We start from the raw sequence: 17,533 nt of genomic DNA on the forward strand, positions 1-17,533 counted from the left end.
GGTCGGCAGGTCGGCAGGTCGGCAGTCGTCAGTCGGCAGGTCGGCGGTCGGCGGTCGGCGGTCGGCGGTCGGCGGTCGGCGGGGCTCCGTGCCCGGGTACGGGTGCGCCCCATGCCCGGGCACGGGTGCGCTCCCTGCCCGGGTACCGGTCGGGGCCGGGTCCTGCCCGGCTACCGCTGGGGTTCCGTGTCCGGTATGGGCAGGGGCCGCTTCTCGATCGCGGCCGCCATCACATCCGGGAAGAGGTCCGGCGTGCACGCGAAGGCGGGAGCGCCCAGGGCGGAGAGCGCCGCCGCGTGGTCCCGGTCGTAGGCGGGCGCGCCCTCGTCGGAGAGTGCGAGCAGGGTCACGAACCCCACCCCGGACGCCTTCATCGCGGCGACCCGCTTCAGCATCTCGTTACGGATACCGCCCTCGTAGAGATCGCTGATGAGCACGACGACCGTGTCGGCCGGACGGGTGATCCTGGACTGGCAGTAGGCCAGCGCCCGGTTGATGTCGGTGCCGCCGCCGAGCTGCGTGCCGAAGAGCACGTCGACCGGGTCGTCGAGCTGGTCGGTGAGGTCGACGACCGCCGTGTCGAAGACGACGAGTCTGGTCCGCAGCGAGCGCATGGAGGCGAGGACGGCGCCGAAGACCGAGGCGTACACGACGGACGCCGCCATCGAGCCCGACTGGTCGATGCAGAGGATGACGTCCTTCTTCACGGACTGCGCGGCCCGCCCGTAGCCGATGAGCCGCTCGGGGACGATCGTGCCGGCCCCGTCCTCGCCGGGGAGGGTCAGGTAGTTCTTGAGGTTGGCCCTGATGGTGCGGTTCCAGTCGATGTCGTGGTGCCGGGGCCGGGCGACCTTCGCGGACCGGTCCAGAGCGCCTCTGAGCGTGGCCCGGGTCCGGGTGGAGAGCTGCTTCTCCAGCTTCTCGACGACCTTGCGCACAACGGCTCTTGCCGTCTCCTTCGTCGTCTCGGGCATGGCCTTGTTGAGCGAGAGCAGGGTGCCGACGAGATGGACGTCCGGCTCGACGGCCTCCAGCATCTCCGGTTCCAGCAGCAGCCCGGACAGGCCGAGCCGGTCGATGGCGTCACGCTGCATGACCTGGACGACGGACGTCGGGAAGTACGTACGGATGTCGCCGAGCCAGCGGGCCACGGACGGGGCGGAGGCCCCGAGTCCGGCCGATCGTCCGCTGCCGCCCCTGCCTCCGGACCGGCTGCCGCTCTCGTAGAGCGCGGTCAGCGCACCGTCCATCGCGGCGTCGCGGCCGGTGAGGGCCTGTCCGGTGCTCTCCGCGCCCAGCACCAGGCGCCACCGCCGCAGCCGCTCCCCACCGTCCGAGAAGGCTTGTGGCGTTGCGGTCGTCGCCACTGCCCCGCTCCCCGCGTCCGTGTCCGCTTCTGCGGTCCTGTCCGTGTCTGCGACCGCGACCGCGACCGCGTCCGTTTCTGCAGTCCTGTCCGTGTCTGCGACCGCTTCCGAGCCGGTTCCTGTCGTCATCCCGTTGCCCCCAGCCGTTCCTCGTGGTGGTTGTCGGGTGTCCCCGCCGCGGTCCCGGTCGGCGGCTCGTTCGCAGCCCCGATCTGCGGCTCGTCCGGCGTCCCGCTCGGCGGCTCATTCGTCCGCTCACTCGTCGGCCCGTCCGGAGGTTCGATGTCCAGGCCCAGCAGCAGACGCAGCACCGGCACCACCGCGTCCGCTCGCGCCCCGTCGAGGACGGGTCCGAATCCGGGTGCCGTGGACTCGCGGCCGGGCACCGCTCCGGTGCCCGGGGCCGTGCCGACGGCCGGGCCACGCCGGACAAGTTCGCCCAGGGTGCGCCGCACTCCCGGCTCGTACGCCGAGAAGGTGCGCCGCAGCAGCGGCAGCACATCGGTGAAGGTGTCCGCGGGGACACCCGTGAGCCACGCGTCGACCAGGGCGAGCAGCCGGTCGTCGTGGAGCAGGAGCATGCCGCCGCCTGCCGCTCCGCCGACGAAGCCCTCGATCCATGCGGCGGCGTCCGCGGGCGGGGTGCCGGGTGAGAGGGCAAGGCCCATCAGCCGGGCAGCCTCGTCCTGCGCGAGGTGTCCTTCGTCGAGCAGCAACCGGGCGGCCCGGCCACGGATCACACCGGCGACCGTGTCCTGGACGGTCAGCCGGTGCAGAACGGCTCGCCAGCGCTCGCGCAGCCCGTCCGCGTTCGCCGGTACGGCCCCGGCGAGCAGACCGATCGCCGTGTGAACGCCATCCAGCTGACGGCGCAGAGCGGCGGCCCCGTCCGCGTCGAGGCCGGTGCAGGCGGGCGGCAGTCCTACGCAGATCCGCTCCGCGATTCCGGCCGCCACTTCCCCCAGCGCTGTGGTGTCCGTCGCGCGGACGTCCCCGTAGCGCAGGGTGCGGGCCAGGGCCGGCAGGGCGTCCGCGAGGTGGCCGACGTCGGCGTCGAGGGCTGCGCGGTCCGCGAGTACCCGCATCACGGTGGGAAGTGCCTCGGGCAGTCCGGCGAGCAGGCACCGCTCGGCGAGGGCGGTCACCTCGGAGAGCGTGGTGGCCGCGAGGGCGTCCGACTCGGCGCGTGCGGTGGCGGCGGAGAGCACGGTGGTGCCCCAGACACCCGCCTCCGCGACCCGTACGTACAGCTCGGGCTCCCAGTGCAGCCGCCAGCTCTCCCGGAAGGTGCCCGTGCTCCCGCGTCCCTCGGCGGGTTCGCCCCAGCCGATGCCCAGGAGGCGCAGCCGGTGCAGGAGCCGGCTGCGCGCCGCGTCGGTGTCCTTGCGGAGGTCGAGTTCCAGCTCCCTGTCGGCGGCTTCCGGTTTGAGGCGAAGGGTGCGCTGCTGCCGGTTGAGGTCGCGCTGCAGCGGCACGGCGGGGGCGGTGTCCGGCACTTCCCCGAGCGTGAGGCCGACGATCAGACGGTCCCGGACGAGGGCGAGCGGCACGTCGGAGCCGTCGCACATCACGGCGCGGACGGCGTCGGTGGTCTCGCCCAGTCCGGCGAGCGGTCTGCCTCGCACGGCAGCCAGGGTGTCGGCGAGCCGGACCGCCTCGATGACATGAGCGGAGGACACGAACCGGTCCTCGGCGCGCAGGAGTCCGGCGACCTTGGTCATCCAGCGTTCGACCGGCCGGTCCGGGGAGGCGAAGAGGTGCTCGTACCAGCCCGGCGAGTCGATCCCGGCCCCGTATCCGCTGTGCCGGGCGAGCCGCTGATGGGTCCAGGGCACCCAGGTCAGCTCGGCCTTGACCTTGGGGAGGCCCTTGAGAAGCGCCCGGTCGGCGGTCTGCGTCGTCCTCGCTTCGAGAGCGGGAACATGCCAGGCACCGCAGACCACGGCGAAGGCGCCGCCGAACTCCTTTCGAGCAGCCCGGAGTTGGATGCGCATGTACGCCTCCCGGACCGCGTCCCTGGGGTGTCCGCCGTCCCCGTACACCTCGCGCAGGGCTGTCATCGCCTCGCCGAGCGCGGCAAAGGCGGCGAGGGGATCGGCGGCGGAAGCGGCGCCGGGGACTCCGGGCGCGCCGGGGCCCACGCCGAGTGCGTCATGCGCACCGGGACCGCCCGGGACGCCGGGTACGCGGTGTTCGACCACGTCCTCCCACCAGCGCTCGGGGTCGTCGTATCCAGCCGTCTCGGCCAGCACCCGGATCGGGTCGACGGGAACGGGCCGGGGCCCGTCGTCCCCATCCGGGTCCTCGGGCTGCGGGCCGCCCCGCGCCCCCTCGCCCTCCTCCGTCATGGCCAGGGAGTGCGCCGCGGGCAGGTCGATGAAGCGGACGGGGACGCCGTGTGCCAGCGCCCAGCGGATCGCGACCCACTCGGGCGAGAACGCGGCGAGCGGCCAGAACGCGGCCCGTCCCGGGTCGTCCACCGCGTGGGCGAGCAGTGCGACGGGCGGCCGCATCTGTTCGTCGGCGGCGAGCGGCAGCAGCGCGTCACCCTCGGGCGGGCCCTCGATGAGCACCGCCTGCGGGCGGGCCGCGTCGAGGGCGGCCCGGACGGCGCGGGCGGACCCCGGGCCGTGGTGCCGCACCCCGAGCAGCAGCGGCCCCGACGGCCGGGCGCCCGTCATACCGAGACCTCACGGCAGGCGCGGTAGAAGTCCTTCCAGCCGTCCCGCTCGCGCACCACGGTCTCCAGATACTCCTGCCATACCACGCGGTCGGCCGCCGGATCACGGACGACCGCGCCCAGGATGCCTGCCGCCACATCCCCCGGGCGCAGCACGCCGTCGCCGAAGTGGGCCGCGAGGGCAAGGCCGTTGGTGACGACGGAGATGGCCTCGGCCGTGGACAGGGTCCCGGAGGGGGACTTGAGCTTGGTGCGGCCGTCGGTGGTGACCCCGTCGCGCAGCTCGCGGAAGACCGTGACCACACGGCGGATCTCCGCGAGCCCGTCGGGCGCGGGCGGGAGGTCGAGTGAGCGCCCGACCTGGTCGACGCGGCGCGAGACGATGTCGATCTCGGCCTCGGGGGTGGCCGGCAGCGGCAGGACCACGGTGTTGAAGCGGCGGCGCAGCGCGCTGGAGAGCTCGTTGACCCCTCGGTCGCGGTCATTGGCCGTGGCGATGACGTTGAAGCCTCTGACGGCCTGGACCTCCTGGCCCAGCTCGGGCAGTGGCAGGGTCTTCTCCGACAGGATCGTGATCAGCGAGTCCTGCACATCGGCGGGGATGCGGGTGAGTTCCTCGATCCGGGCGGTCATGCCCTCGGACATGGCCCGCATCAGCGGGCTGGGCACCAGCGCGTCACGACTGGGGCCGTGCGCGAGCAGCTGGGCGTAGTTCCATCCGTAGCGGACGGCTTCCTCGGGGGTGCCGGCCGTGCCCTGGACGAGGAGGGTCGAGTCGCCGCTGACGGCCGCCGCAAGGTGCTCGGACACCCAGGTCTTGGCGGTGCCGGGCACGCCGAGAAGCAGCAGCGCCCGGTCGGTCGCGAGGGTGGTGACGGCGACCTCCACGAGGCGGCGCGGGCCCACGTACTTGGGTGTGATCACCGCACCGCCGGGCAGGGTGCCGCCCAGCAGATATGTGGCGACGGCCCACGGCGACAGGCGCCAGCGCTCGGGCCGGGGACGGTCGTCGGCCGCGGCGAGCGCCTTCAGCTCGTCGGCGAAGGCATCCTCGGCATGCGGGCGCAGGACTTCGGCACCGGTGGCTGCGGCTGTGGCTGTGGTTGTGGCTGTCGCACCGGTCGCGGTGGTCGCAGTGCTTGCGGTGGTCGCAGTGCCTGCGGTGGTCACGGCGTTTGCGGTGGTCTCGGTGTTTGCGGACACGGTCATGGATCCCCCTCCAGATCGGTCGACCTGATGTGGTTCCCACGGTGCACCATGGCACTGACAATCGACCTTCCCGCAGGTCAGGGCCAGTTGTCAGTGGTGCGGCCTACCGTCGTTCCCATGCTGCTGACTGACGGGGGAGAACCCTTGGGCGCCGCTGCTCCGGCGGCGCGCTGGACGGTGGAGCAGGTCCTGGCCCTGGCTCCTGATGACGCTTCACGCAAGGCGGGGAACAAGCTGGGTTCGGCCGGTCCGTGGTCGGACACCGGAGGGGATGCGTCGGGCGCGGTGTGGGGGCTGTGCCGGGGAAGCGGGAGCAAGCCGTACCGGACGGTGATCGACACCACCGGGCCCGCTTACAAGTGCAGTTGCCCCAGCCGCAAGTTCCCGTGCAAGCACGCGCTGGGGTTGCTGCTGCTCCTCGCGTCCGACGGATCGGCGCTGCCCGCCGGCGTTCCACCCGACTGGGCCGAGGAATGGCTGACGGGCCGTCGCGCCCGCGCCGAGGTCAAGGAGAGGGCCGCAAGCGGGAGCGTGGGCCCCGCGGATCCCGAGGCCGCCCGACGCCGTGCCGAGCGCCGGGCGGAGCGGATCGACGGCGGCGCACAGGAGCTGGAGCAGCGCCTGGCCGACCTGCTGCGCGGCGGGCTGGCCGCAGCCGAACAGTCGGGGTACGGGCTGTGGGAGGAGACGGCCGCCCGCATGATCGACGCGCAGGCGCCCGGACTGGCAGGACGCGTAAGGGAGTTGGGGGCGATCGCGTCCTCCGGGCCGGGCTGGCCGGTGCGACTGCTGGAGGAGTGCGCGCTGCTCCATCTGCTGGACACGGCGTGGCTGGGCATCGAACGGCTCCCGCTGCCGCTCGCGGCGACGGTCCGCACCCGCGTGGGGTTGCCGGCCACCGCGGGCGGGCCGCCGATCCGTGACCGCTGGCTGGTCCTCGCGCAGTACGACACGCCCGAGGGCAAGATCGTCACCCGCCGCATCTGGCTGCACGGCAGGGAATCGGGCCGCCTCGTGCTGCTGCTGTCCTTCGGGGCCGCCGGGCGCTCCCCCGGTCAGGCTCTCCCGGTGGGCGTCACCCTCGACGCCGAAATCACGCCCTACGAGGGAGCCGGGCAGCTACGGGCCGAGCTGGGCCCGCAGTTCGGCCTGCCGGTGCCGAGCGGATCGCCGCCTCCGGGCGTTCCGGTCACCGGGGCGATCGCCGCGTACGGCAGGGCGCTGGGCGACGACCCCTGGCTGGACTCCTGGCCGGTGACGCTGCGCGATGTCATACCCGTGCCGTCCCCGGACGGCTGGCAACTGGCGGACGCGGAAGGCGATGCGGCCCTGCCCGTCACCGCCACCGCCCTGTCCCGGCCCGCGCTGTGGAAGCTCGTCGCGCTCTCCGGCGGCCGCCCGCTCACCGTCTTCGGGGAGTGCGGTCACCGCGGCTTCGACCCGCTCGCCGCCTGGCCGGCCAGGAGCTGCGGTGACGACGACGCGTCGCCGGATCCGGCGACGGGCGCAGGAGCGGACTCCGGCGTCGCCGCCGAAACCGGCACGACGGCCACCGCCACCGCCACCGCCACGATCGTGCAGCTCATCTGACCCGAGGAGGAGGAGCAATGCATCGCACCACAACGACCACCACCACGACCACGCCTGCGACCACGCCTCCGCCCGCACCCACGGACGCACCCTCGGCCGCACCCCGGACGGGCGCCGCAACCACCACGTCCGCCGGAAGGCCCGTGTTTCCTCCGTGGGAGGAACTGGTCACCTCGGCGCTGCTCGGCACGGACCGCCGCCCGCCCGGGACGGAGCCCGGCACCGGGCCGGACGGCGCGGCGGTCGCGCTGCTGGACGCTGCCGCCCTGCACACCGTGCGGCGCCGGGCGGGCCTGCTGCCCGCCCCCGCCGCACCCCGGCCCCGTCCGGCCCCGTCCGATCCTCGGCCCGCGCTGCCGGAGGCCGCCAGGAGCCGGCTGGCACAGCTGCTCACGGACCGTGCGGCGCCGCACGGTTCGGGCGGCAGGCGCGGCACGGCCCCCGATCTCATGGAGCTGCTCCCGCAGTGGCTCGCCACCGCCAATCTGCACGGATACCGGGCGCCGGAAGCCGCGTTGCCGCTCCTGCTGGACGCGGCTCGGGCGCGGACCGATCTGCGTCCCCAGGCCCTGGCGTTCGCCGGGCTGCGCGGGCTGTGGCTGGCCGGGCTGAACCCCGAGTGGAAGTTCGCACTGCGCGGCGCGTCCGGCAGTGCGCTGCTCCCCGAGGTGACGGACCGACAGGCGGTGGCCCGGCTCTGGGAGGAGGGCCTGTTCGCCGAACGCGTCGCTCTGCTGTCCGCCGTGCGGGTGCATGACGCGAACGCCGCCCTTGCCCTGCTCGCCACCACCTGGTCCACGGAGCGGGCCGAGGACCGGATGATGTTCATCGACTCCCTGCGCACCGGGTTGTCCGAAGCCGACGAGGAGTTCCTGGAGCAGGTTCTCGCCGACCGCAGCCGTAATGTGCGCGCCACGGCCGCCGAGCTGTTGTCCGCACTCCCCGGATCGGCGCTGGCCCACCGGATGGCGGCCCGCGCCCTGTCCTGCGTGAGCCCCGGCCTCACCGGGACCGGACCGTCCGTGGCCGTGGAGGCCCCGCACGAATGCGATGCGGCGATGCAGCGTGACGGAGTGGTGGCGCTGCCGCCGTCGGGGCGGGGCGAACGGTCGTGGTGGCTGGGACAGCTGGTGGAGTCGTCCCCGCTGTCCGTGTGGACGACACGGTTCGGTGGCCGCGGCGCCGGGGAGATAGTCGCGCTGCCCGTGGCCGACGACTGGGGCGAGGAGCTGCACGCGGCCTGGTGCCGGGCGACGGTGCGGCAACGCGATCCCGAGTGGGCACGGGCACTGCTCGGCGCCCCCTCCCTGCCTCCGTCGAACGGCCCCGGTACGGCGTCGCTCGCCGAGCGGTCGAAGCTCCTGGATGTCCTGCCCGCCGCCGAACGGGCCGACTGGGTGGCCGGGTTCATCGCGGCCCACGGCCTGTCGGAGGCGTTCCAGCTGCTGGGGGTCTGCCCGACACCGTGGGCGGAGCCGCTCGGACGGTCCGTCGTGGACGCTCTCGACATCGCCCGGGACGCCGGCAGCTACCCCTGGAGCTTCAGCGGGGTCATGGGCCTCGCCGAACGCTGCCTGAACCCTGCCGAGGCGGACCGGCTGGAGGTCCTCACCACCACACCGGACGAACCCGCGGACGCCTCACCGGGCGCGAACGGCTACTGGTCCGAGGCGTTCCAGCGCCTGGTCTCCACCTTGCGGCTGCGCGCTGCGATGGACCTGGAGCTCAGACCGGGCCACCGCCCCTGAGCCAGCGGGCGGCACCCGGAGCCGGCCGGCCCGAGGCAAGGGCGGGGGGTGGCCGGCCCGAGGCAGGGCCACAGAGGAACGGCCGCCCGAGACTGGGATCCGGCGCAGCCCGGGGCACGGGACGAACCGAGACTGGGGTCCGGCGCAGGCCGGGGCCGTCCCGGGGACGGTCCGAGGCAGTGGTGGGGAGGGCCTCCGGACGAGCGCCCTGTACGACCCGCGCGTGTGGCGTCCGGCGCCTCTGCCCGGCCCGCCCGGACGGCCCTGCGCGGACGGCCCTGCGCGAAGGGCCCCGCCCGGACGGCCCCGCCCGCATCGCTGCCCGCGCGCCGACTCGTCTCCAGGGAGCAGCCCGTCTCCGGCATGCGCCGCCGTGCGGCGCTGTGCGGCGCCGTACTCAGCCGTCAGCCTCGAACTCAGGCCTCGGCCGGCTGGCGGACGTTGGCGTTCACCCAGTCGACGATCGCGACGGTCGTCGCCCCCGGCGTGAAGATCTCCGCGACGCCCTGCTCCTTCAGCGGCGCGATGTCCGCCTCCGGGATGATGCCGCCGCCGAACACCTTGATGTCCGCCGCGTCGCGCTCCTTCAGCAGCTCGATCACCTTCGCGAAAAGCGTGTTGTGCGCACCGGAGAGGATCGAGAGACCGATGGCGTCGGCATCCTCCTGGATCGCGGTGTCCACGATCTGCTCAGGTGTCTGGTGGAGCCCCGTGTAGATGACCTCCATACCCGCGTCACGCAGCGCCCGCGCGATCACCTTGGCCCCGCGGTCATGGCCGTCGAGGCCTGGCTTGGCCACCACCACACGGATCGGACCGGTCACACCCATCACTGCCTCCACATGCGTCTCCCGCGCCCGAAAGCCGGGGAATGTGAACGAACGTTATCGCCAGCATCCCGCAAGCCGCCGTTTCGCGGTGGACGGGGAGGGGGAAATCACACGTGGGACATGTTCACCGGGCGCCGTTCCCGCAGCACGCGGCAGTCCTGCCGTGCGGGACCGGCCGCCAGGGGAGCCGCGACGAGGTCGCCGTACCACCGCGCCGTCAGCCGCACGGCACGGTGGTTCGGCCCACCACCTGCCCGCCTCCGGTCACCGAAGGTGATCTGGAGGGCACGGCGGGCAGCGCGTCCCGGACGGCGGCCTGCCGCCCTGGGCCTCCGCCATGGCGCCCCACGAGGGCATACGAGGAGCGAGCCGCTCCACCCCGGGTGCGCCGGAGCAGGAGGTCGACCATGAAGACCCCGCCTTTCCTTCCCCTTCTCCCCTTGCTGTTGCGCCGACTGTGTACGTGCACCACCCAGCTGCCGTCCGCCCCGTTCCCGCCGGTCCGCCTGTCCGCCGCCCTGCTGAAGGCAAACGCCCTTGAGCTGGTCGTACTCGCAGGGCACGCACTCCTCTATCCCACCGGCATCACCAACGAGCGGCCCCCCACCGCCGGAACGGCAACGGCAACGGCAACGGCATCAAGGACAGGAACAGGAACAAAAACAGGAGCAGCAACAGCAACACGAACGGCCACGACAGCCGGCACGCCAGGCGCAACCGGCAGCCCGACGCCCGCACCCACGACCGGCCCCGCACCCGCACCCACGACCGGCCCGGCGCCCGCATCCGCACCCCCGACCGCCCCCGCAGAAACCCCCACCCCGACCACCGCTCTCCCCGGCCTCCCCGGCCGGCCTCCCGTCGTGCTGCTGCACGGATTCATCGACAACCGCTCCGTCTTCGTCCTGCTGCGCCGCTCACTGGCCCGGCACGGATGGCGCCACCTGGAATCACTCAACTACTCCCCGCTGACCTGCGACATCCGCACGGCCGCCGAACTGCTCAGCCTGCACATCGAGGAGATCTGCGCCCGCACCGGCCACCGCGAGGTGGACATCGTCGGGCACAGCCTCGGTGGCCTGATAGCGCGCTACTACGTCCAGCGGCTGGGCGGTGACCGACGGGTCCGCACCCTCGTCACGCTCGGCACGCCGCACGGCGGCACCTCCGCCGCCCCGCTGGCCGGGGTCCACCCCATCGTGCGCCAGATGCGCGGCGGTTCGGCGCCGATCGAGGAGCTGAGGCTGCCCGCACCCGGCTGCCGTACCCGGTTCGTCAGCTTCTGGAGCGAGCTGGACCAAGTGATCACCCCCGTCGAAGCGGCCTGCATCGACCACCCGGACCTCGACGCGGTGAACGTGCGCGTCAGCGGGGTGGGCCATCTCGCCCTGCTCGTGCACCCCGCCGTAGCGGCCGGTATCCGCCGGGCGCTCGATACCCCCGCGACGGCTCACGGACCGGCCGACGCCACCTCGGTCGCCTGAATCCCGCACATTCCGGAAGACTTACCCCGTACGGCCTGCACGCCACTCCCCCAACGAATAGAACGAATTTCGAACATAGAGCCAAGGGTGTGTGAGCAGCCCGCCGAAAGACGGCCGATTGCCCGTTTCCTGAGCGCCGGGAGGCCGTCGAAGATTGTCCGTGTCGCATACCGCCGGGTACAGTCGCGGCCACTGCTTCCCCGGAGTCCCCACCGGACCCCGGAGATACTGGTCCTGCTGCCGAGGCGAGAGAGAAGTTGGTGAACGACCAGCACCCCTACGCCGGGTACGCCGGATACGACGGCCCCCCAACGGGCGGCTTCGACAGCGACCCGCTCTTCGGCTCCCTCCCCGGCGACTACGACGGCTCGTACGACACCACGGCGGCCTACGCCGCCCCGTACGGCAGCGGCCAGGCCGACTACAGCGGCGCATACGACACCTCCCAGTGGGACACGGGCGCACACCGCACGGCCGATTACGGCCACACCGTCGGCTACGCGGCCCCCACCCAGCAGCCCCAGCAGCACCCGTACGACACCACCGGCAGCCCGCAGTACGACACCGGCGCGACCTGGATCCCGGCGGACCTGGGCCACGGCCACACGATCCCGGCCCAGCACGGCTCCCCGGACTCCTCCGGGCAGTGGGACACCACCACGTGGCAGCAGCAGAACGGCCAGTGGGCGGCCGGCGCCGGAACCATGGGATACGACACCGGCGCCTACGACGCCACCGCCTGGAACACCGGCGCCACGCCCGAGCACGAACAGCAATCCGTGCACACCGCGATGTCGCCGCAGGAATCCGAACGGACGGCGCAGCCCCCGTACGGAGCCAACGAGGCCTACGAACAGCAGGCCTCCCACGAAGCAGCGTACGAACAGCAGGCCTCCCACGAAGCGGCGTACGGACAGCACGTCTCCCACGAAGCGACGTACGAGCAGCAGCAGGTCACCCACGAGACCGCCTACGAGCAGCAGGCCTCCTACGATCCGTACGAGCCCTACCGGACCGCCGAGTTCGGCCTCTCGGAGACGGGCCCCGGCGCAGAGGCCACCGGCAGCGCCCCCACCGAGGCCGACGATCACACCGAGGCCGTCGATCACACCGACGCCCGCGCCCACGCCGAAACCCACACCGACAGCGAAACCGATGCCGACGCGCACAACGGCGGCCACGGATCCGCACAGGACGCCGGCCACCGCCCGGCAGGCCGTCCCGTCACGCGCAGCGGTGGCGGCAGCCGCAGCCGCAGGCGTACTCCCGCGAAGCGTTCCGCGCTTCTCACCGTCGCCGTTCCGTCCGCCTGCGTGATGAGCGTGGCGGGCATCGCCGCAGCCTCCGTGGGCGGCATGGGCGGCGGCGAGGAGAAGAAGGACGAGACCACGACGATGGCGGCCGCCGACCCCGGCACGGTCAAGCCCGTCGCGGCCAACAACGAGCTGGACACCCAGCTGGCCAACCTCAGCGCCGATGCGGAGAACTTCGCCGACCGCGCCAGCCGCACCCAGGAACGCATCGACCTGAAGGAGCGGCAGGCCGCCGAGAAGAAGAAGCGGGCGGAGGAAGCCGCCCGCAAGGAGGCCCTGCGCCCCAAGTTCGTCATGCCGGTCAAGGATCACCGGCTCAGCGCGTACTTCGGCCAGGCGGGCGTCAACTGGATGTCCGTGCACACGGGCATCGACTTCCCCGTCGACTACGGCACGCCGGTGATGGCGGCGACCGACGGCACCGTCCGTACGCAGTTCAACAGCGCCTACGGGAACATGGCCATCGTCACCGCGGCCGACGGCACCGAGACCTGGTACTGCCACCTCAGCAGCACCCGGATCCGCTCGGGCTCGGTCAAGGCCGGTGACGTCATCGCGTACTCCGGCGACTCCGGCAATTCGACCGGCCCGCACATGCACTTCGAGGTGCGGCCCGGCGGCGGCGCGGCCATCGACCCGCTGCCCTGGCTCCGCAGCCACAACGTCAACCCGAACTGAGCCGGGCCGACCAACTGAGCCGGTCCGGGCCGGGCCCAACCCGGGCCGGGCCCAACCCGATCAAGCCAGGCTGCGGCCTTCTCCTGCCGACGGTCACCCGCAGGAGAAGCCGGAAAGCCGGGTAGCCGGGAGCCGGGAGCCGGGCGGCGCTACAGCTTCTCGACCGGGGCGTACCGCAGGAGCAGCTTCTTCGGGCGCTCGTCCCCGAAGTCGACCGTGGCCTTGGCCTGGTCCCCGACGCCCTCGACGGCCGTCACCGTGCCCAGGCCGAACTGGTCGTGGGTGACCCGGTCGCCTGCCGCCAGCGTGATCGTCGGCTTGTCCGAGGTCCGCCGGGTCGCGAAGCCCGAGGGGCCGGAGCGCGCACGGGACGCGGAGAGCGACGAGGTGATGCCCGACGTCGGTCCCGCCGGCGCCGCCATCGGGCCCTTGCGCTTCCACTCCAGGTGCTGGTCCGGGATCTCCTCCAGGAACCGCGACGGCGGGTTGTACGAGGGCTGGCCCCAGGCACTGCGCATCGCCGCCCGGGTGAGGTAGAGCCGCTCGCGGGCGCGCGTGATGCCGACGTAGGCCAGCCGGCGCTCCTCCTCCAGCTCCTTGACCTGCCCCAGCGCCCGCATGTGCGGAAAGACGCCGTCCTCCATGCCGGTCAGGAAGACCACCGGGAATTCGAGGCCCTTGGCGGTGTGCAGCGTCATCAGCGTGACGACGCCGGAGCCGTCCTCGTCCTCGTCGGGAATCTGGTCGGCGTCGGCGACGAGCGCGACCTTCTCCAGGAACTCGGCGAGTGTGCCCGCGCCCTCCTCCTCCGCCCGGTCCTGCTCGAACTCCAGGGCCACGGAGGCAAGCTCCTGGAGGTTCTCGATGCGGGTCTCGTCCTGCGGATCGGTGGATGCCTGGAGTTCGGCGAGATAGCCGGTCCGCTCCATGACGGCCTCCACCACGACCGCCGGTCCCGCGCCGGACTCCACGATCGTGCGGAGCTCCTCCATCAGCGTGTTGAACCGCTTCACCGCGTTCGACGAGCGGGCCGCCATGCCGTACGCCTCGTCGACGCGGCGCAGCGCCTGCGGGAACGAGATCTTCTCGCGCATCGACAGGGCGTCGATCATCGCCTCGGCCCGGTCGCCGATACCCCGCTTGGGCACGTTGAGGATGCGGCGCAGCGGGACGGTGTCCTCGGGGTTGGAGAGCACCCGGAGGTAGGCCAGGACGTCCCTGACCTCCTTGCGCTCGTAGAAACGCACCCCGCCGACGACCTTGTACGGCAGGCCGACGCGGATGAAGATCTCCTCGAAGACACGGGACTGCGCGTTCGTCCGGTAGAAGATCGCCACGTCGCCGGCCTTCGCGTCGCCCGCGTCGGTCAGCCGGTCGATCTCGTCGGCGACGAACTGCGCCTCGTCGTGCTCGGTGTCCGCGACGTATCCGGTGATCCGGGCGCCGGAGCCGGCGTTGGTCCAGAGGTTCTTGGGGCGGCGGCTCTCGTTGCGCTCGATGACCGCGTTGGCCGCGGACAGGATCGTCTGCGTGGAGCGGTAGTTCTGCTCCAGCATGATCGTGGTCGCGTCCGGGTAGTCCTCCTCGAACTGGAGGATGTTGCGGATGGTCGCGCCGCGGAAGGCGTAGATCGACTGGTCCGCGTCACCCACGACGCACAGCTCGGCGGGGGCGTCCTCGGGACCGGCCGGGCCGACCAGCTCCCGTACGAGGGTGTACTGGGCGTGGTTGGTGTCCTGGTACTCGTCGACGAGGACGTGCCGGAAGCGGCGGCGGTAGTGCTCGGCGACATCGGGGAACGCCTGGAGCAGGTGCACCGTCGTCATGATGATGTCGTCGAAGTCCAGGGCGTTCGCCTCACGCAGCCGGGACTGGTAGAGCGCGTACGCCTGGGCGAGCGTCTTCTCGAAACCGTCGGCCGCCTGTCCGGCGAAGGTCTCCTCGTCGATCAGTTCGTTCTTCAGGTTCGAGACCTTCGCCGTGAACGACTTCGGCGGGAAGCGCTTCGGGTCGAGGTCGAGATCGCGGCAGACCAGGGCCATGAGGCGCTTGGAGTCGGCGGCGTCGTAGATCGAGAACGAGGAGGTGAAGCCGAGCCTCTTCGACTCGCGGCGCAGGATCCGCACGCACGCGCTGTGGAAGGTCATGACCCACATGGCGTTGGCCCGCGGTCCGACGAGCTGTCCGACGCGCTCCTTCATCTCGCCCGCGGCCTTGTTGGTGAAGGTGATCGCCAGGATCTGGCCCGGGTGCACCCCGCGCTCGGCCAGCAGGTGGGCGATGCGGTGGGTCAGTACGCGGGTCTTGCCCGAACCGGCACCGGCGACGATGAGCAGCGGCGATCCGGCGTGCACGACGGCGGCGCGCTGCTCGGTGTTCAGCCCGTCGAGCAGCGCCGCGGCATCGATGACCGGGCGGTGGGCCCCGTCGCGGTAGTACGCGTCGCGGGGCGGCGGGGGCCCGTCGAAAACGCCCGCGAAAAGGCCCTCCGGCACCGCTTCGGGTGCGGAGTCCTCGGGGGGCGGCGGGGGCTCTTCCTCCGTGTGCTGGAGGCCGGCCAGGAAACTGTCGTCAAAGAGGCTGCTCATCGCCTCCCGAGTCTAGGCGTGCGCACCGACACTCCGCGGCCGAGTGACGAAGCACGCATCCGGGAGCGGGCACACAGAGCGAGCGGGAGACCGCGCTGTGTGGAGCGGGTGCGGCTCCCACCTGCCGCTGGGCACCCCGATGCGCCGAGGTCACGAAAATGTATCGGGCATATCGAACATCAACCTTCACAGCGGCACCATGAGTTGGCTAGCGTGCTCGTTCGGACGGCCCGTACCCCCAAGAGGCGATCCACGCCGAGCGGGCGTCCACGCCGAATCCGGGCTGCCCGTGCGGGAGTCCGGAACCGGGGACCCACACGCGTCACCGGGGTGAATCGGTCCGCATCCCCCACCAGGACCGTAGGGCAGCCTTCCGTTCCGCCCGAACCCGACAGCTAACCCGGTAGGCGGTCCACGGAAGGAGATGCCGGCCTTGGCGTCGCATCGCAAACCGCGCACCCGTGTGCGCAGCACCGGCCCGGCAGTCGGGATCACGACGGCCGCGCTGGCGTCGGTGACCCTGCTGTCCGCGCAGAGCGCACTGGCCGCCCCGGCCCCCAAGCCCAGCATCGAGGACGTGCAGAAGAAGGTCGACGGCCTCTACCGGCAGGCGGGCACCGCGACCCAGCAGTACAACCAGGCGAAGGAGGCGACGGCCAAGCAGCGCTCCAAGGTGGACACGCTGCTGGACGACGTCGCCCGGCGCACCGAGAAGCTGAACGAGGCCCGCAGGACGCTCGGCACCTACGCCGCCGCCCAGTACCGGGGCGGCGCCCTCGCTCCGACCGCCACGTTCTTCCTGGCCGACGACCCGCAGTCGTTCTTCGACCAGACCCACCTCATGGACCGGATGACCTCGCGCCAGACGCAGGCGGTGGCGGACTTCCGTACGCAGCAGGCGAAGGCCTCCAAGCAGCGGGCCGAGGCCGTGGCGAGCCTGGAGACCCTCACCGAGTCGCAGACGACGCTGCGCACCAGCAAGCAGAACGTCCAGACGAAGCTGTCCCAGGCCCGCAGCCTGCTGTCGAAGCTGACCGCCGAGGAGAAGGCGCGTCTGGCGGAGCTGGAGCGCAAGAAGGAGGCCGAGGCCAGGCGCAAGGCCGCGGAACTGGCGAAGAAGCAGGCCGCCGCGAAGGCCGAGGCCGACCGCAAGGCCGAGGAGGCCGCCAAGAAGGCCGACCAGGAAGCGGGCACCGGGAGCGGGACGGGTACGGGAACCGGTACGGGCACGGGCTCGGACACCGACGCCTCCACCAAGGCCGAGAAGGTCATGGCGTTCGCCAGGGCGCAGCTCGGCAAGCCGTACGTCTGGGGGGCTACCGGCCCGGCCTCGTACGACTGCTCGGGGCTCACCCAGGCGGCCTGGAAGGCGGCCGGCGTCGACATCCCGCGGACCACCTGGGACCAGGTGAACGTCGGCACCCGGATCGCCACGGCGGATCTGCAACCCGGTGACCTGGTCTTCTTCTACGACGACATCAGCCACGTCGGCATCTACAAGGGTGACGGCATGATGATCCACGCGCCGAAGCCGGGGGCGAACGTGCGCGAGGAGTCGATCTTCTACATGCCGATCTACGGGAGCGTGCGGCCGGGCTGACCTCTCCCCGCCCACACGCGAGAACGCCGCTGCCCGGACCCCATGGGGTCCGGGCAGCGGCGTGAGCGAGGGCTCAGGTCCAGAGCGTGGCGATGAAGATGTTGACGATCGTCAGTCCGCCGACCGCGGCGAAGAGGCCCTTGTCGACCTTTTCGTCGTCGCGCTTGACGTAGACGAGCGCGAGGATCACGACCAGGATCAGCAGCTTGACGCCGATCTTTATGTTGTTCACCGGGTGGTCGTCGGCCTGGTCGAGCCCGACCAGCGCGATTCCGGTGACCAGCATGGTCAGCGCGCCGTGCAGCATGGCCGGGACGAACCGTGCCGTGCCCGCGCCCATCGCCTTCATCTGGGTCAGGAAACCGCCCAGCAGAGAGGCGATGCCGATGATGTGCAGGGCGACGAAGACATCGATGAGTACACGCATGGCTCCGCAGCCTAGCTCC

Annotated in this window: 11 protein-coding genes and 1 riboswitch; of the genes, 5 read left to right on the forward strand and 6 right to left on the reverse strand. The window is 72.1% G+C overall.

All coding sequences use genetic code 11. The annotated features are described in order from the left end of the window. Window positions 1–170: 170 nt before the first annotated feature. From ACZ4LX_RS20930 to ACZ4LX_RS20940, 3 genes are read right to left on the reverse strand one after another with little or no spacing between them, the layout of a single operon-like run. The gene (locus ACZ4LX_RS20930) at window positions 171–1,496 is read right to left on the reverse strand and encodes a vWA domain-containing protein (protein WP_467646690.1); all 1,326 of its coding nucleotides are present in this window, start codon (window positions 1,494–1,496) and stop codon (window positions 171–173) included. Further along, a complete protein-coding gene (locus ACZ4LX_RS20935) occupies window positions 1,493–4,048 on the reverse strand; it encodes a DUF5682 family protein (protein ID WP_467646696.1) in 2,556 nt (851 codons plus the stop codon). The genes ACZ4LX_RS20930 and ACZ4LX_RS20935 overlap by 4 nt, the downstream gene beginning before the upstream one ends. Then, complete coding sequence (locus tag ACZ4LX_RS20940; protein WP_467646700.1) at window positions 4,045–5,256, reverse strand: ATP-binding protein; 1,212 nt, start codon at window positions 5,254–5,256, stop codon at window positions 4,045–4,047. The genes ACZ4LX_RS20935 and ACZ4LX_RS20940 overlap by 4 nt, the downstream gene beginning before the upstream one ends. Window positions 5,257–5,373: 117 nt before the next feature. Here ACZ4LX_RS20940 and ACZ4LX_RS20945 point away from each other — a divergent pair, with 117 nt between their 5' ends. Both ACZ4LX_RS20945 and ACZ4LX_RS20950 read left to right on the forward strand, forming a co-directional pair. After that, window positions 5,374–6,846: an SWIM zinc finger family protein gene (locus tag ACZ4LX_RS20945; RefSeq protein ID WP_467646703.1), complete on the forward strand. Its 1,473-nt coding sequence runs from the start codon at window positions 5,374–5,376 to the stop codon at window positions 6,844–6,846. A 17-nt stretch (window positions 6,847–6,863) separates the two neighbouring features. After that, window positions 6,864–8,594, forward strand: a complete 1,731-nt coding sequence (locus tag ACZ4LX_RS20950; RefSeq protein ID WP_467646707.1) for a DUF5691 domain-containing protein — start codon at window positions 6,864–6,866, stop codon at window positions 8,592–8,594. Window positions 8,595–9,010: 416 nt separating this feature from the next. Here the strand turns inward: ACZ4LX_RS20950 and ACZ4LX_RS20955 are convergent, their stop codons facing one another. Continuing rightward, window positions 9,011–9,424: a cobalamin B12-binding domain-containing protein gene (locus tag ACZ4LX_RS20955; protein ID WP_328898391.1), complete on the reverse strand. Its 414-nt coding sequence runs from the start codon at window positions 9,422–9,424 to the stop codon at window positions 9,011–9,013. A gap of 407 nt (window positions 9,425–9,831) precedes the next feature. On the opposite strand from ACZ4LX_RS20955, the gene ACZ4LX_RS20960 reads away from it, so the two are divergent. Continuing rightward, on the forward strand, window positions 9,832–10,908 hold the full coding sequence (locus tag ACZ4LX_RS20960; protein WP_467646712.1) for an esterase/lipase family protein: 1,077 nt from the start codon (window positions 9,832–9,834) through the stop codon (window positions 10,906–10,908). A gap of 260 nt (window positions 10,909–11,168) precedes the next feature. Then, window positions 11,169–12,899, forward strand: a complete 1,731-nt coding sequence (locus ACZ4LX_RS20965) for a M23 family metallopeptidase (protein ID WP_467646717.1) — start codon at window positions 11,169–11,171, stop codon at window positions 12,897–12,899. A 149-nt stretch (window positions 12,900–13,048) separates the two neighbouring features. Here ACZ4LX_RS20965 and pcrA read toward each other — a convergent pair whose 3' ends face one another. Next, window positions 13,049–15,487, reverse strand: a complete 2,439-nt coding sequence (pcrA, locus tag ACZ4LX_RS20970; protein ID WP_467646721.1) for a DNA helicase PcrA — start codon at window positions 15,485–15,487, stop codon at window positions 13,049–13,051. A gap of 260 nt (window positions 15,488–15,747) precedes the next feature. Beyond that, window positions 15,748–15,913, forward strand: a riboswitch (cyclic di-AMP (ydaO/yuaA leader). On the opposite strand from pcrA, the gene ACZ4LX_RS20975 reads away from it, so the two are divergent. Next, entirely contained in the window at window positions 15,912–17,087 is a 1,176-nt protein-coding gene (locus ACZ4LX_RS20975) for a C40 family peptidase (protein ID WP_467646724.1), read from the forward strand. It overlaps the preceding riboswitch by 2 nt. Window positions 17,088–17,160: 73 nt before the next feature. Here ACZ4LX_RS20975 and ACZ4LX_RS20980 read toward each other — a convergent pair whose 3' ends face one another. After that, a complete protein-coding gene (locus ACZ4LX_RS20980) occupies window positions 17,161–17,514 on the reverse strand; it encodes a hypothetical protein (RefSeq protein WP_467646727.1) in 354 nt (117 codons plus the stop codon). Window positions 17,515–17,533 lie beyond the last annotated feature (19 nt).

The sequence above is a fragment of the Streptomyces sp. NPDC026062 genome, assembly GCF_055568375.1.